This is a genomic window from Kitasatospora brasiliensis (assembly GCF_032654805.1).
Lineage (GTDB): Bacteria > Actinomycetota > Actinomycetes > Streptomycetales > Streptomycetaceae > Kitasatospora > Kitasatospora brasiliensis.
The window spans coordinates 473,129-487,662 of sequence record NZ_JAUOOW010000002.1 but is presented as its reverse complement, the minus strand read 5'-3'; the positions used below and the strand labels follow the sequence as shown (position 1 = coordinate 487,662).

General features: G+C 72.0%; 13 protein-coding genes and 1 tRNA gene. 9 read left to right on the top strand and 5 right to left on the bottom strand.

Going from position 1 to position 14,534, the window contains the following annotated elements:
* Window positions 1–21: 21 nt before the first annotated feature.
* Entirely contained in the window at window positions 22–345 is a 324-nt protein-coding gene (locus QWJ13_RS10080) for a WhiB family transcriptional regulator (protein ID WP_033333275.1), read from the bottom strand.
* Between the two features lie 424 nt (window positions 346–769).
* Between QWJ13_RS10080 and QWJ13_RS10075 the strand changes: the two genes are divergently transcribed.
* Window positions 770–3,151, top strand: coding sequence for a transglycosylase domain-containing protein (locus QWJ13_RS10075; protein ID WP_316522652.1), 2,382 nt, complete (start codon window positions 770–772; stop codon window positions 3,149–3,151).
* 173 nt (window positions 3,152–3,324) lie between these two features.
* Here QWJ13_RS10075 and QWJ13_RS10070 read toward each other — a convergent pair whose 3' ends face one another.
* Window positions 3,325–3,777, bottom strand: coding sequence for a GatB/YqeY domain-containing protein (locus QWJ13_RS10070; RefSeq protein WP_316522649.1), 453 nt, complete (start codon window positions 3,775–3,777; stop codon window positions 3,325–3,327).
* A gap of 190 nt (window positions 3,778–3,967) precedes the next feature.
* Between QWJ13_RS10070 and QWJ13_RS10065 the strand changes: the two genes are divergently transcribed.
* The 8 genes from QWJ13_RS10065 (at window position 3,968) to QWJ13_RS10030 (ending at window position 11,824) form a co-directional block, all read left to right on the top strand.
* Window positions 3,968–5,650 carry a helix-turn-helix domain-containing protein gene (locus QWJ13_RS10065; RefSeq protein WP_316522647.1) on the top strand — a complete coding sequence of 561 codons (1,683 nt, stop codon included), beginning with the start codon at window positions 3,968–3,970 and terminating at the stop codon, window positions 5,648–5,650.
* 57 nt (window positions 5,651–5,707) lie between these two features.
* On the top strand, window positions 5,708–6,433 hold the full coding sequence (locus QWJ13_RS10060) for a CGNR zinc finger domain-containing protein (RefSeq protein ID WP_316522645.1): 726 nt from the start codon (window positions 5,708–5,710) through the stop codon (window positions 6,431–6,433).
* Entirely contained in the window at window positions 6,433–7,377 is a 945-nt protein-coding gene (locus QWJ13_RS10055) for a metallophosphoesterase (RefSeq protein WP_316522643.1), read from the top strand. Before QWJ13_RS10060 ends, QWJ13_RS10055 begins: the two co-directional genes overlap by 1 nt.
* Window positions 7,378–7,477: 100 nt before the next feature.
* Window positions 7,478–7,551: transfer RNA gene (locus QWJ13_RS10050), tRNA-Pro, on the top strand.
* 263 nt (window positions 7,552–7,814) lie between these two features.
* The gene (locus QWJ13_RS10045; RefSeq protein WP_316522641.1) at window positions 7,815–8,777 is read left to right on the top strand and encodes a YDG/SRA domain-containing protein; all 963 of its coding nucleotides are present in this window, start codon (window positions 7,815–7,817) and stop codon (window positions 8,775–8,777) included.
* A 91-nt stretch (window positions 8,778–8,868) separates the two neighbouring features.
* Window positions 8,869–9,201, top strand: a complete 333-nt coding sequence (locus QWJ13_RS10040) for a nuclear transport factor 2 family protein (protein WP_316522638.1) — start codon at window positions 8,869–8,871, stop codon at window positions 9,199–9,201.
* Window positions 9,202–9,338: 137 nt separating this feature from the next.
* Complete coding sequence (locus tag QWJ13_RS10035) at window positions 9,339–11,225, top strand: S9 family peptidase (RefSeq protein ID WP_316522636.1); 1,887 nt, start codon at window positions 9,339–9,341, stop codon at window positions 11,223–11,225.
* The gene (locus QWJ13_RS10030) at window positions 11,222–11,824 is read left to right on the top strand and encodes a hypothetical protein (RefSeq protein ID WP_316522632.1); all 603 of its coding nucleotides are present in this window, start codon (window positions 11,222–11,224) and stop codon (window positions 11,822–11,824) included. Before QWJ13_RS10035 ends, QWJ13_RS10030 begins: the two co-directional genes overlap by 4 nt.
* A 16-nt stretch (window positions 11,825–11,840) precedes the next feature.
* Here QWJ13_RS10030 and QWJ13_RS10025 read toward each other — a convergent pair whose 3' ends face one another.
* From QWJ13_RS10025 to QWJ13_RS10015, 3 genes are all read right to left on the bottom strand, one after another.
* Entirely contained in the window at window positions 11,841–12,626 is a 786-nt protein-coding gene (locus tag QWJ13_RS10025; protein ID WP_316522630.1) for an SURF1 family protein, read from the bottom strand.
* A 70-nt stretch (window positions 12,627–12,696) separates the two neighbouring features.
* Window positions 12,697–13,875, bottom strand: coding sequence for a hypothetical protein (locus QWJ13_RS10020; protein ID WP_316522627.1), 1,179 nt, complete (start codon window positions 13,873–13,875; stop codon window positions 12,697–12,699).
* Window positions 13,868–14,413, bottom strand: coding sequence for a SigE family RNA polymerase sigma factor (locus QWJ13_RS10015; protein ID WP_316523970.1), 546 nt, complete (start codon window positions 14,411–14,413; stop codon window positions 13,868–13,870). Before QWJ13_RS10015 ends, QWJ13_RS10020 begins: the two co-directional genes overlap by 8 nt.
* Window positions 14,414–14,534: the final 121 nt, after the last annotated feature.

Genomic DNA, 14,534 nt, shown 5'->3' with positions numbered 1-14,534 from the left:
GACCGCGCGGTGCGGCCGGGCTCAGCCCGCCTGGGCGTAGTCCGTCAGTATCACGCCGGTCGCGAGGGACTCCTCGTACTCGGTGCGGGCCGTCTCCAGCAGCCGCCGCCATGACATGACCGTCGGGCGGCGGCGCAGCAGCGCCCGGCGCTCGCGCTCGGTCATCCCGCCCCACACCCCGAACTCCACCCGGTTGTCCAGCGCGTCCGCGAGGCACTCCGTCCGGACCGGACAGCCGCTGCACACCGCCTTCGCGCGGTTCTGTGCCGCCCCCTGGACGAACAACTCGTCCGGATCACTCGTGCGACAGGCGGCCTGCGCACTCCAGTCGTCTACCCAGCCCATGCCGGCGCCGTCCTCTCCCGTATTCGAGGCTCCCCCACGGCGGCAACGGCATATTCACCGTTGCCAGTTGAGGACGTTACGGAAGAACGACAGCTTGCAACAGCCCCTTCGGGCTCAATCTCGCATGACCCGATCGGACTATGGGTGCCCATCAGCTCACTCGTTGGAGTGATCGCAGGTCGCACCACTTGCCAGGGGCGGACTCCGCACTCTAGCCACAGGAGTCGTCACTGAGCGCAACCGTTCATGGGGTCGCAGCAGGCCCCAGCCGCCTCAAAACCCAGCCATCGCCGGGCAATTCGGGCAAGTCTCCTCGCCCACAAGAGTGAAGGATGTTGACGCACCGAAGCTGTCGCAAGCTTGTGACAAGCCTAGGCGAACACCTGCCCCTGTGGGCGGGATTCCGCGACGTAGGGTTCTCCCCATGGCACCGAAGAGCCCCCCGGCACCCCAGCCCCCAGGCAACGACGGAGCTCCGCGCGGCAAGGCCGCCGGATCACCGTTCGACCGCGCGAGCGACGGCGTGAAGTTCCTGGGCGTCAGCGTGCTCTCCGGAGTCCTGCTGGCCGGCCTCGCGCTGCCCGCCGTCGGCGCCATCGGGCTGACCGCCAAGGACACGGCGGAGAGCTTCTCCAACATCCCCGACGACTTCAAGACCCCGCCGCTCACCCAGGCCACCCAGATCTTCGACGCCAAGGGCGGCCTGATCGCCAAGGTCTACGAGCGCGACCGCACCGTCCTGACCGCCGACCAGATGTCACCGTTCATGCGGCACGCCCAGGTGGACATCGAGGACGCCCGCTTCTACGAGCACGGCGCCGTCGACCTCAAGGGCGTCCTGCGCGCGATCAGCAAGAACGCGGAGAGCGGCACCACCGCCCAGGGCGCCTCGACACTGACCCAGCAGTACGTCAAGAACGTCAACGTGGAGAAGGCCGGCGACGACCAGGCGGCCGTCCTGGAGGCCCAGCGCAAGACCCTGGGCCGCAAGATCCAGGAGCTCAAGGTCGCCATCAAGCTGGAGGAGGACCTGTCCAAGGACCAGATCCTCACCAACTACCTCAACATCACCTTCTACGGCCACCAGGCCTACGGGGTGGAGGCCGCCTCCCAGCGCTACTTCAGCAAGAGCAACAAGGACCTGACCATCGCCGAGGCCGCCACCCTGGCCGGCATGGTACAGAACCCGTCGTCCTTCGACCCGGTGCGCTACCCCGAGAACACGGTCAAGCGCCGCAACGTCGTGATCGACAAGATGCTGGAGAACAAGCACATCACCGCCGACCAGGCGAAGGAGGCGAAGGCCGCCCCGCTGGGTCTGAAGTACAAGGACCCGCAGAACGGCTGCATCACCGCCCAGGCCGGCATGGGCTTCTTCTGCGACTACGTCCGCCACGTGGTCAAGCAGGACCCGGCGTTCGGCAAGAACGCCGACGACCGCAAGAAGCTCTGGAACACCGGCGGCCTGAACATCTACACCACGCTGGACCCGGACAAGCAGGCCGCCGCCCAGAACGCCGTCACCAAGAAGGTCAACGTCACCGACCAGGTATCGGCCGCCGCGACCATGATGGAGCCGGGCACGGGCAAGATCCTGGCGATGGCCCAGACCCGCCCGTACGGCCTGGACCCGAACAAGAACCAGACCGTCGTCAACCTCAACGTGGACGCCGCGATGGGCGGCGGCAACGGCTTCCAGACCGGCTCGACCTTCAAGCCGATCCTGGCCGCGGCCGCGCTGGAGTCGGGCATGTCGAACACCCAGTCGTTCCCGTCCGAGAACAAGATCGACTACCCGCAGATGTCCACCTGCTCGGGCACCTGGAAGAACACCGCCAGGCCCAAGGAGTCGGTGAAGAACGAGCAGGACAGCGAGGTCGGGCCGTACCAGCTGAAGGAGGCGATGGCCCGCTCGGTCAACACCTACTTCGTGCAGATGGAGCAGCAGGTCGGCCTCTGCGCGATGAAGCAGATGGCGAACAAGCTGGGCATCACCCAGTCCGCCAAGGGCGACGCCTTCCAGGAGGTGCCCTCGATGGTCCTCGGCACCCTGGAGCTCTCCCCGCTGACCATGGCGAACGTCTACGCGACCTTCGCGGCCCGCGGCAAGTACTGCACCCCGATCGCGATCAACAAGATCACCACGGTGGACGGCAAGGACATCCCGGTCCCGCAGGCCCAGTGCAGCCAGGCGTTCTCCGAGCAGACCGCCGACTCGCTCAACTCCGTCCTGCTGAACGTGACCGAGAAGGGCACCGCGGCCGCCCTGACCATGGACGACGGCCGCAAGATCGCCGGCAAGACCGGTACCACCGACGAGAAGAAGGCCGCCTGGTTCAGCGGCTACACCCCGTCGCTGGCCACCGCGGTCTGGCTCGGCGGCCCGGCCGGCGGCGTGAAGATGAAGAACATCACCATCGGCGGCAAGTACTACTCCGAGGTGTTCGGCGCCGACGGCCCCGGCCCGATCTGGGCGATGGCGATGAACCAGGCGCTCAAGGGCTCGCCGCTGGAGCCCATCCAGACCGCCAGCATCCCGGACCCGCAGGCGCCCACTCCCACTCCCCCTGCGGCCGCCAACCCGCCGGCCGCCGACCCGAACACCCAGCAGCCGGGCGGCAACCCCCCGCCGCCGCAGCAGGGCGGCAACCAGGGCAACTCCGGCAACCAGGGCGGGAACCCGGGTGGCAACCCCGACCTGCCCGGTGGACTGCCCACCGGACTGCCCGGCGGATTCACCTTCCCGCCCATCGGTGGTGGCGGCGGTGGCCGGCACAACAACGGGAACGGGAACGGGAACGGCTGACCTGGCCGACCGTCCTCGTCGGACGACGAAGGGGCGTCCTCCATTGCGGAGGGCGCCCCTTTGCTTTCGCGTCGATGCGCGCGTCTTTCGCGTCGATGCGCGCGTCTTTCGCACTCGATTGCGCGAGTCTTTCGCGTCGATCCGCGCGTCTTTCGCGCCGGTACGGGGGCCGGTCAGGCCAGGGCGGCCTTCACGGCGGCGGCGACCCGGCCGCCCTCGGCCAGACCGTCGACCTTGGGCTTCACCAGCTTCATGACGGCGCCCATCCCCTGCGGGCCGCTCGCGCCGCTCTCGGCGACGGCGGCCGCCACGATCGCGGCCAGCTCCTCGTCGGAGAGCTGCTTGGGCAGGTAGGTCGCCAGCAGCTCGCCCTCCGCCCGCTCCCGGGCCGCCTGCTCCGTCCGGCCGGCGGTGTCGAAGGCCTCGGCCGCCTCCCGGCGCTTCTTCGCCTCGCGACCGATCACCTTCAGCACGTCGGCGTCGGACAGCTCGCGCTTCTGCTTGCCCGCCACCTCCTCGCTGGTGACGGCGGCCAGCGTGAGCCGGATGGTGGACGAGCGCAGCTCGTCCCGATCCCTGATGGCAGCCGTGAGGTCCTCGTGCAGCTGCTCCTTGAGCGTTGTCATTTCCTCTTCTTATCCTTCGGCCGGGGGCGGGCTCAACCAGGTTTCCAGCGGGCTTCCGCCGGGGTTCCGCCGGGTCTCCGCAGATGATCGAGTATCTCCCGACGATCCCGGGCCGGCCGCCGCCGGGCGGCGCGTCGGGTGACGACCGGCCGACCCGGGAACGGGCGGCGGTCCAGTCCGTGAACAGTCGATGCTCCGGCCCCGGCCGGGGGGAGCGGTATTCGGCCAGAGTGGCCGACAAGGGCCGCGCGGTATCAGCCGAAATGCCGAAAATCGCCGGACCGGACACGAAGTTGCCGCCCCCGAAGGGACGGACATAACGCTCCGGCCATTAGCCGGAAATAATTCGCGTAGTACACTCGTTCGCGCGCCGGACAGGCCCTCCGTCCATTGTTTCACAATCATCATTGAAACACCTTTGCTTCACAACGCCGACGCACCGAGACCCGCCACTTTGCAGGCCTGCGCCCGGTTCTGGATCGGTTCCGCAAAGCGGTGCACTGAGTCTGACTTTCATTCTGCTCACGACAGCAGGAAGCCCGGGGAAATGGACAGCAATCAGCTTCGTTCGATGTTGGTGACCCAGCGGAAGATGGCCGGCTGGAGCCAGGAGCAATTGGCCGAGTACTCCACTGTCAGTGTCCGGACCATTCGCAATCTGGAAACCGGCGCCATCAGGAATCCGCGGCGAAGTTCCGTGGAACTCCTGGTGGGGGCCCTGTTCTCCGCGACGAACCCGACCCAGGCGATCCCCACGCCCCAGGCACCCCAGACGACCCGGCAGGGCGACTCCCCGACGCCCCTGGCCGTCCCGGACAACGCCCGCTGGCAGGGGCTTCGCCCCAAGACGGACGTCACCGTCGGCCGCCGGACCGACCTGCTGCACGTCGTCACCGCCCTGCGGCCGGGCCGGCCGCTGGTGCTCACCGGACCGGCCGGGGTCGGCAAGACCCGGCTGGCCCTGGACGCGGCCGCCCACCTGCTGGACCGCTTCCGGGACGGCGTCGCGGTCCTGGAGCTCGGCTCGGTCACCCCCGAGGCCGTCGACCCGGCCGCCGCCTCGGCACAGGCCCGGCGCGCGCTCGACACCCTGCTCCGGGGCTTCGACCGGGACCCGCGGACCGACCCGGAGCTGCGGATGCTGCTGGTCGTCGACAACGCCGAGCACGTCATCGACACGGTCACCGGGCAGGTCAGGGCGCTGCTGGAGCGGCACCCGGCGCTCCACGTCGTGATCACCTCGCTGCGGGCACCCGCCGGGCTCCCCGCCGACCTGTGGGAGGTGTCGCCGCTGCCGGTCGACCACCCGGAGGGCCCCGACGGCTGCCCGCCCGCCGCCGAACTGTTCCGCCGACGGGTGCGATCGGTCGTCCCGACCCTGGACCTCCGCGACCAGATGCCGCAGGTGGTCGAGCTCTGCCGCCGACTGGGCGGGCTGGCGCTCGCGATCGAGAACGCCGCCGTTCGGATGCGCTCGGTGCCGTTGCACGTCCTGGTGGAGGAGTGCAGGGTGCTGCCGATCCTGGGCCAGGAGGAGGTGGGCGGGCTCTCCCACCACCGCTCGCTGCACCGCAGCCTCGCCTGGGCGTACGAACTGCTGGACGAACGGCAGCGGCGGGCGCTCAGACGGTTCGCCCGCTTCCCGGAGGAGTTCTCCATCGACGACGTCCGGCAGGAGCCGGTCGACGGGGGCCGGGAGGACTCGCGCAATCTCGACGTCCTGGCCGAGCTGGTCGACTTCTCCGTCGTCCAGGTGCGGCGCGGGCACCAGTACGCGTACCGGGTGCCGCGGATGATGCGCGAATACGTCAATGCCATCCCGGCCATCCCCGCCATCCCTGCCGTTCCGGCCGTTCCGGCCATCCCGGCCTGAGGGCCCGCAGCCGGATTCCCGGTAACCCCTCATCCCGGTTACACCTATCCTGGCCGCATGACCGACGGAGACGACGCAGCCGCCCGGAGCGCGGACCAGCCCGGGTTCGTCCTCACCACCCCCTCGGGCGGCCGCTTCCACTTCGACCCCGGCGCCCTCTGCCTCGAACTGCTCACCACCGGCGGCCCCGGACCGTACGCCCGGTACGAGGCGCTGCACCGGCCCGCCGACCTCGCCGCCTGGCTCCCGCCGTCCCGGCTGCGGCTGCCCGCCGACGCCATACGGATCTCCCCCGCCGAACTCACCGCCGCCCGCACCCTGCGCGACGCGCTCTGGCGCCTCGCCACCGCCCGCGCCCACGGCGGGACGGGCGAGCCCACGGACTACGCCGTCCTCAACCGGGCCGCCGAACACCCGCCGCTGGTCCCCCGGATCGCCCCGGACGGCACCGCCGCCGCCCCGCTGCCCGCCGACGGCGCGCAGCTGGCCTCCACCCTCGCCCGGGACGCCATCGCCCTGCTCACCGGCCCGTACGCCGACCGGATCCGGGAGTGCGGCGGGCACAACTGCCAACTGGTCTTCGTCGACACCTCACGTCCGGGGCGGCGGCGCTGGTGCTCGATGGAACGCTGCGGCAACCGCCACAAGGTCCGCGCGCTGCGCGCCCGGCGCGAGTCCGAGGAGGCACCCGCCGCCCCCTCCACCGGCCTCTCCCCCGGCCCCTCCGCCGGCCCCGACTCCGGGCGTGCACAAGCTGATCCACCGTCTGAGAGCATGGCCTGATGCGACCGCTGTACTCCGTTCCCCTCGGCATCGCCGCCACCGGCGCCGCCTGTCTCGCCTACTCCATCGGGTACGAGGTCCGGGCCTTCCGCCTCCGCCGGATCGAGGTCCCCGTCCTTCCGCACGGCGCCCGACCGATCCGGGTCCTCCAGGTGTCCGACATCCACATGGTGAACGGGCAGGGCAAGAAGCAGCGCTGGCTGAAGAGCCTGGCCGGCCTGCGCCCCGACCTGGTGGTCAACACCGGCGACAACCTCTCCGACCCGGAGGCCGTCCCGGCCACCCTCGACGCGCTCGGGCCGCTGATGGAGTTCCCGGGCGTCTACGTCTTCGGCTCCAACGACTACTACGGCCCGGCCCGCAAGAACCCGGCGCGCTACCTCCAGGCCATGCGCAGCGGCGTCCACGGCATGAACAACCCCGACGGCACCGCCCGCCGCGGCATCACCGGCGCCGTCCACAACCCGTGGGAGAAGCTCCGCGACGGCTTCGACGGGGCCGGCTGGCTCAACCTCACCAACACCCGCGGCCGACTCACCGTGAACGGGCTCGACCTGGAGTTCACCGGCCTCGACGACCCGCACATCCGCCGCGACCGCTACAGCGAGGTCGCCGGGGGCCCCTCCGCCGACGCCGACCTCTCCCTCGCCGTCGTCCACGCGCCGTACCTGCGCGTCCTCGACGCCTTCACCGCCGACCGCTACCCGCTGATCCTGGCCGGCCACACCCACGGCGGCCAGCTGTGCATCCCCTTCTACGGCGCCCTGGTCACCAACTGCGACATCGACACCCGCCGGGTCAAGGGCCTCTCCACCCACACCGCCGGCGGCCACCGCTCCCACCTCCACGTCTCCGCCGGCTGCGGCACCAACCGCTACACCCCCGTCCGCTTCGCCTGCCCCCCCGAAGCCACCCTCCTCACCCTCGTCCCGGCCCCCCGCTGACCCCCGCCGGACGCCCGCCCGGAACCGGATTTCGTGTCTCGGCGAGCGTCCGGTAGAGTTCTACTCGTCGCGAAGGAGACGGAGCGACAAACCGCAAGACCGGGGTGTGGCGCAGCTTGGTAGCGCGCTTCGTTCGGGACGAAGAGGCCGTGGGTTCAAATCCCGCCACCCCGACCCAGTGCAGAGGGCCTGCCGGAGAAATCCGGCAGGCCCTCTGTCGTTGTACCCGGCCCGCCGAGTGACCGCGCCTCAGCCGGCCCGGCGAGACACAGGAGCAGGCCGCACAGCCGTGTCGCAGCTCACAAGCCGCCCAGCTGCCGGAAAGCACTGATGCGGCAGCGTGGAACCACACGAGGTCCGAGAGCGTTTGCGCTACGAAGCTCATCCCTAGGCACCTCGATGAGCGCATCGATTCTCCGACGTCGAGAGGCCGAGCCTTGCAGGAAGTCCTTCCCGTCGCACCCATCGACTTCGACGGTTACGGCTATGTACCGGGGATCGATGTCGGACTCATCTTCGCCAGTCGGCGAGAGCTCTCCGAGGCCAAGGTGCACCGACCATTGCAGGCCGGCATCTGCGGCACTGCGGAGTTCGGAGCCGAGTCCATAGTCGTCTCCGGGGGCTACGAGGACGACGAGGACTACGGCGATGTCATCGTCTACACCGGGCAGGGCGGCCGTGACTTGGAAACCAAGCGGCAGGTGCGGGACCAGGAGCTCACTCGCGGCAACGCAGCCCTGGTCACCAGTCAGACCATCGGCGCGCCGGTGAGGGTGGTTCGTGCGGTAGAGCAGCCTTCCAGGCGTTCTGCCAAGCCCAACTACCGCTATGACGGGCTCTTTCGCGTCGAAGACTCCTGGCACGACACCGGTCGCTCCGGGTTCCGCATCTGGCGCTACCGCCTGGTGAGTCTGTCCAACTCCGTTCCGGCCCAACGGGAACCGACGATCCCGGAACCGGTTGGGCGCGACACCCCGACCCGGCTCGAAGCCAAGGTCCAGCGGATCGTTCGCAGCATCAAGGTGGCGAACTTCGTGAAGCGCGCCCATGGCTTCGCGTGCCAGGTGTGTGGCGCGCAGCTTCGCACGCCCACCGGTGTGTACGCCGAGGCGGCCCACATCCGTGGGCTGGGGCAGCCGCACAACGGGCCCGATGTCGCGGGGAACGTGCTGTGCCTGTGCCCCAACCATCACACGCTGTTCGACTTCGGCACGCTGGCCATCGCCGACGACCTGACGATCATTGACCGCTCCTCGGGTGCGGGCATGGGGAGACTGCGCGAGGCTCCTGGACATCGGATTGATCCGGCGCACTTGGCCTATCACCGGGAGCACTACTCCGAAGGGTGGAAGCACTCCGCAGATCCGACAACGAACGACGACACCACTACCGGGAGCTGAGCGAACCGGGGCCCTGGCGAATGCCGTTCACCAGGGCCCCGGTTCGTTGTAACAACCTCAGAGGACGGTGGCGAGTTCGGTGCGGGAGGTGATGTCGAGCTTGGGGAACGAGACCGACCCGGCGGCCCGTCGCAAGCTGATCGACGAGGCGTGGGCCGAGGACGGCCGCTACACCGACCCGCTGGCCGCCGTGGCCGGCCGGGACGCGATCGACGCGCTGATCGGCGCCGCCCAGGCCCAGTTCCCCGGGCTGGAGTTCACCCTCGGCCCGGTGGACGCGCACCACGGCATCGCCCGCTTCACCTGGGACCTCGGCCCGGCCGGCGCGGAGCCGATGGTGATCGGCTTCGACGTGCTGACGGCCACCCCGGACGGTCGGATCGGCGCGGTGTACGGCTTCCTCGACCGCGTGCCGGGCGCCTGAGCGCCGTACGCCGGGCGCCGGGCGCCGGGCGCCGCCGCGCCGGGATCGGCCCCGTTCGTGAACGCGGTCGGACCCGACCCCGTTCGTGAACGCCCCGCCCGTTCCCTTCCCTCCCCCCGATCGGGTTGGATGGTCGGATGAGCGAGGAGAAGAGCGCCGTACCGGCATGGGAGCAGCGGTTCCGGGCAGCACGCGTGTCACTGCCGGACTGGGCCGAGGACGCCCCCGACCGGGCGCTGTACGTGTCCAACGCGACCGGCACCTACGAGGTCTACGCCTGGGACCGCGCCACCGGCGCCCACCGCCAGGTCACCGACCGCCCGAACGGCACCACCGACGCCGAGCTGTCCCCCGACGGCGACTGGATCTGGTGGTTCGACGACCACGACGGCGACGAGTTCGGCATCTGGCGCCGCCAGCCGTTCGCCGGCGGCCCCGACGAGGAGGCCGTGCCCGGCCTCGGCGCCTCCTACTCGGCGGGCCTGGCCCTCGGCCGCGACGGCACCGTCGTGGTCGGCCGTTCCACCGACGAGGACGGCACCACCCTGCACCTGCGCCGCCCGGGCGGCGCCGAGCCGGTCGAGATCTACCGGCACGAGGAGTACGGCGGCATCGGTGACCTCAGCCACGACAGCACGCTGCTCGCCATCGACCACACCGAGCACGGCGACGCGATGCACGCCGCGATCCGGATCGTCCGCCTCACCGGGGCCGGCACCGTCGAGACCGTCGCCGAGCTGGACGAGGTGACCGGCCGCGACGAGCCGCGCGGCGTCGCCTGCCTGGGCTTCGCCCCCGTCGAGGGCGACACCCGCCTGCTCGTCGCCCACCAGCGCACCGGCCGCTGGGAGCCGATGATCTGGGACGTCGCCACCAGCGCCGAGACCGCCCTGCCGCTGCGCGACGAGCAGGGCCGCGAGCTGCCCGGTGACGTCTCCGCCCAGTGGCGCCCGGGCGCCACCGAACTGCTGGTCGAGCACGAGTACGAGGCGCGCAGCGAGCTGTTCTCGTACACGCTCGCCGACGGCCGGCTGACCCGCCTGGACACCCCGCGCGGCACCGTCGGCGGCGCCACCGCCCGCCCGGACGGCACCGTCGAGTACCTGTGGTCCTCCGCCGCCGAGCCCTCCGCCGTCCGCTCCACCGCCGGGACGGTCGTGCTGCGGGCGCCCGGTTCGGTGCCGCCCGGTTCGGTGCCGGTCGAGGACGTCTGGGTGGACGGCCCCGGCGGCCGGGTGCACGCGCTGGTGCAGCGGCCGACGACGCCCGCGCGGGGCCCGTACCCGACGGTGTTCGAGATCCACGGCGGCCCGACCCACCACGACAGCGACTCCTTCGCCGCCGGCCCGGCCGCCTGGCTGGACCACGGCTTCGCGGTGGTCCGGGTCAACTACCGTGGCTCGACCGGCTACGGCCAGGCCTGGACGGACGCGCTGCACGAGCGGGTCGGCCTGATCGAGCTGGAGGACATCGCCGCGGTCCGCGAGTGGGCGGTCGGCAGCGGCCTCGCCGACCCGGCGCGGCTGGTGCTCACCGGCGGCAGCTGGGGCGGCTACCTGACCCTGCTGGGCATCGGCGTCCAGCCCGAGAGCTGGGCGCTGGGCGTCGCCGTCGTCCCGGTCGCGGACTACCACACCGCGTACGCCGACGAGATGGAGGCGCTGAAGTCGCTGGACCGCACCCTGTTCGGCGGCACCCCGGAGGAGGTCCCGGAGCGCTTCACCGCCTCTTCGCCGCTGACCTACGTCGAGCGGGTGCGGGTGCCGGTGTACATCAGCGCCGGGGTCAACGACCCGCGCTGCCCGATCCGGCAGATCGAGAACTACGTCGAGCGGCTGGAGCAGCTCGACAAGCCGCACGAGGTGTACCGGTACGACGCCGGGCACGGGTCGCTGGTGGTGGAGGAGCGGATCAAGCAGCTCCGGCTGGAGATCGACTTCGTCCGACGGCACCTGCCCGCGGCGCCGACCGAGGCCGCCGGGCCGGCCGAGGCCGACGCGCGCGGTGCCGGGGGTAGCGCGTGAGACGTCTGCTGATGCTCGCGGGGGCGACGGTGGCCGGGGCCCTGGTGCTCACCGGCTGCTCGGGATCGCATCAGGACAACGCCGTCTGCCCGCCCCCGGCGGGCCCGCCGGCGCAGTACCCCTCGGCCGTACCGACCACACCCGGTACGCCGACGGCTCCGGCCGCCACCCCGGCCAAGGCCGGTGCGCCCAGCGCCGGTACGGCCGTCCGGCCGGCGGTGTACGGGTCGACCGGCCCGGACGGCGCCCCGGACGGCGCCCCGGACGGCACGGTCGAACTCGCCAAGGGCTCGAAGGGGTCCGGCGGCTCCTCGGGCTCCAAGGGTTCCTCGGGCTCGAAGGGCTCCAAGGGTTCCAAGACCGGTCGCACGGTCCACCACCACATCGACCACTACGACTCCGACGACGACTCCGGCGGCCACGGCAACGGTCACTGCCACAGCGACCCGACGCCGCTGCCCACCGGCTCGTCCTCGCCGACCCAGCCGCCGTTTCCTGTGCCGACGCCGACCCTGCCGGCGTTCCCGGTGCCGACGCCGACCCTGCCGGCGGCCAAGCCCACGCCGGCGCCGGCCCTGCCGACCCCGCCGAAGCGCTAGGCGGGCCGGGAGACGGTCAGTCCAGGACCGGGTCCAGTCCGAGGGCCCGGTCCTGCTCCGCCTCCGCCTCGCGGCGGACCAGGCGGAACCACATGAACACCACGAAGCCCCCGAAGACGAACCACTCCAGGGTGTAGCCCAGGTTCTGGAACGCGCGCAGGGTGAGCCCGTCCCCGCCCTGCGGCTGGACGGTCGGCACCGGGGTCAGCCCGGCGGGCGCGTCGTCGGCGGCCACCCAGCCGTCGTACCAGCCGTCGTACTCCAGCACGTTCAGCAGCGAGGCCCGGCTGATCGTGCCCAGCTGCCCGGCGGGCAGGCCGCCCGCCACCGCGCCGTTGCTGCCGGTGCCCTCGTTGGCCTGGAGGCGCCCGGTCACCGTCACCTGCCCGCCCGGCGGCGGCACGGCGACACCCGCACCCGGATCCCCGGCGGCCCAGCCGCGCACCACGGCGACGGCGTGTCCGTCGGCGGTGCGCAGCGGGGTGAGCACGTAGTAGCCCTGCTTGCCGTCCAGCGCGCGGTTGGGGACGACCAGCTGGTGCTCGGTGTCGTAGCTGCCGGTCACCGTGACGGCCTTGCCGACGGTCTCGGTGTTCACCTGCGGCGTCGCGTGGTTGAGCAGCGCGTCGATCGGCCGGGCGTCACCCGAAGCGGCGACGGACTGCTTGGTCTCCTGGTGCGTGGACACCCGGTCCTCGAACCGGCCGAGCTGCCAGGAGCCCAGCCACAGGCAGACCGCCACGGCCGCCACGGCCACGGCGGTGCCGCCGAGCCAGCGGGGAGTCAGGAGGAACCGGTACACACCCCCACGGTAACCACTCCTCACACCCGCTCCGTCCCCCGGGCCCCTCGCGTCCGTCCGACCGCCGTGGTCAGCCCGCCGCCGGAGAGCCGGAGGGCTGCGGCGCCGGGCCGCCCAGCCCCTGGACGCCGCCGCGGTAGACGGTGCCGCTGCACGCCACCGGCAGCGTCGCCGTGGCCGCCGCCGGGCTGCCCGGGGCGGGGGTGTGGGCGAGGGTGGCGGTCGGTGCCGTGGTGGACGGGTTGCCGCTCGGGGTCGTGGTCGGGCTGGACTCCGTGGTGGGGGCGGCCGTCGGGGAGGAGGAGGCCTGCGGGTTGGCGCTGGGCGCGCCGCTGACGTCGGAGGCCGGGGCCTCGGGCTCGGCGGCGGGGGCGTCGGCGCGCAGCCGCACCTTGTTGACGCCGTTCGCCGGGACGGCTCCGGCGCCGGAGCCGGTGCAGGTCTGGTCGGGGACCCAGGCGAACGGCACCCGGTATCCGGCTCGCGGCGCGAGCACCGGCGGCTCCGCGTCCATCGTCGGCAGGCCGACGGCCGGGTCGCCCGGGGCGTGGTCGGCGGTGCGGATCCGGCCTCGGTCGCCGCCGCTGACGGCGGTGACCGCCACCGAGCCCGGCCCGCCGAGCCGGCAGCTGCGCCCGGAGACGTTGTAGACGGTGAACGAGCCGTAGATCCGGCCGGCGCCGTCGGCGGTGCCGACCTGTGCGGCGCCCTCGCCGAGGTCCGTCCGGGTGCACAGCGGGACGACGTCGCCGGCGCCGGCCGCGCCAGTGGAGGCCTGGCCGCCCTCGGTGTGGGTCGCCCCGGCGCCGGGGGCGTGCGAGGCGGCGGCCGTACCCGGCGGCGGGGTGACCGCGCCGGTGCCGCTCGGGTCCGGGTGCGCGGCCGGACCGTCGCCGAAGGTGCCGGCCGCGCCGCTGGGCGAGCCGGCGGCCGGGCTCTTGGCGTCGGCCGAACCGGGGCCGCCGGAGAGCCCGAGGTGCTCCCCCTCGTGCAGGACGGGCAGGCCGATCGCGACGACGAAGGCGAGGGCGGCCGCCCCGGTCCAGGCGCCGCGCCGGGCGGCCCGCCGACGGGGGACGGCCCGGCGGATGCGTGGCAGCCCGCCCGCCGAGGGCTGGATCCCGGAGACGGCGCCGTGCATCAGCTCCCGCAGCGCCCGTTCCTCGGTGGACAGCTCCGAGGGGTCCGCCAGGCCCGACGGTCCGGACAGCTCCGGCACCCGGCCCGCGGCCCCGTCAGCCTCAGCCATGTCCGGCCTCCATCTGGATGCGGAGGGCGGCGAGTCCGCGCGAGCCGTAGGCCTTCACCGAGCCGAGCGAGATGCCCAGGGTGTCGGCGACCTGCGCCTCCGTCATGTCCACGAAGTAACGCAGCACCAGAACCTCCCGCTGACGGCGTTGCAGACCACGCAGCGCGGCCTTCAACTGATCACGCTCCAGGGCATCGTAGGCACCTTCTTCTGCACTGGCCATGTCAGGCATGGGCTTCGGCAGCAGTCGCAGTCCGAGGATGCGGCGGCGCAGCGTGGAGCGGGACAGGTTGACGACCGTCTGCCGCAGGTACGCCAGGGTCTTCTCGGGCTCGCGCACCCGGCGCCGGGCGGCGTGCACCCGGATGAACGCCTCCTGGACGACGTCCTCGCAGGTGGAGAGGTCGTCCAGGAGCAGCGCGGCCAGCCGCAGCAGCGAGCGGTAGTGCGCCTGGTAGGTCTCGGTGAGCAGGTCCTCGCTGGTACCCGCGTGGGTACCAGCGCCGGAGTCCGCCGCACCCGGTGCGGCCGCCGTCATCAGATCTTCTTCCGGCCTACTCACGGGCCACAGGGTGCGCGAGGGGAAGGCCGTCGCGGCTCTCGCCGGGATACCCGCCCTTGCCCCCACCATCACGTTCGCCACGCACGTTGGACACTCG

Bases quoted from the DNA above. Each gene is read 5' to 3' on its own strand.
- QWJ13_RS10035 (WP_316522636.1), top strand. From the start codon at position 9,339: ATGAGCGAGGAGAAGAGCGCCGTACCGGCATGGGAGCAGCGGTTCCGG.
- QWJ13_RS10065 (WP_316522647.1), top strand. From the start codon at position 3,968: ATGCTCCGGCCCCGGCCGGGGGGAGCGGTATTCGGCCAGAGTGGCCGA.
- QWJ13_RS10060 (WP_316522645.1), top strand. From the start codon at position 5,708: ATGACCGACGGAGACGACGCAGCCGCCCGGAGCGCGGACCAGCCCGGG.
- QWJ13_RS10040 (WP_316522638.1), top strand. From the start codon at position 8,869: ATGTCGAGCTTGGGGAACGAGACCGACCCGGCGGCCCGTCGCAAGCTG.
- QWJ13_RS10080 (WP_033333275.1), bottom strand. From the start codon at position 345: ATGGGCTGGGTAGACGACTGGAGTGCGCAGGCCGCCTGTCGCACGAGT.
- QWJ13_RS10015 (WP_316523970.1), bottom strand. From the start codon at position 14,413: ATGACGGCGGCCGCACCGGGTGCGGCGGACTCCGGCGCTGGTACCCAC.
- QWJ13_RS10070 (WP_316522649.1), bottom strand. From the start codon at position 3,777: ATGACAACGCTCAAGGAGCAGCTGCACGAGGACCTCACGGCTGCCATC.
- QWJ13_RS10055 (WP_316522643.1), top strand. From the start codon at position 6,433: ATGCGACCGCTGTACTCCGTTCCCCTCGGCATCGCCGCCACCGGCGCC.
- QWJ13_RS10020 (WP_316522627.1), bottom strand. From the start codon at position 13,875: ATGGCTGAGGCTGACGGGGCCGCGGGCCGGGTGCCGGAGCTGTCCGGA.
- QWJ13_RS10075 (WP_316522652.1), top strand. From the start codon at position 770: ATGGCACCGAAGAGCCCCCCGGCACCCCAGCCCCCAGGCAACGACGGA.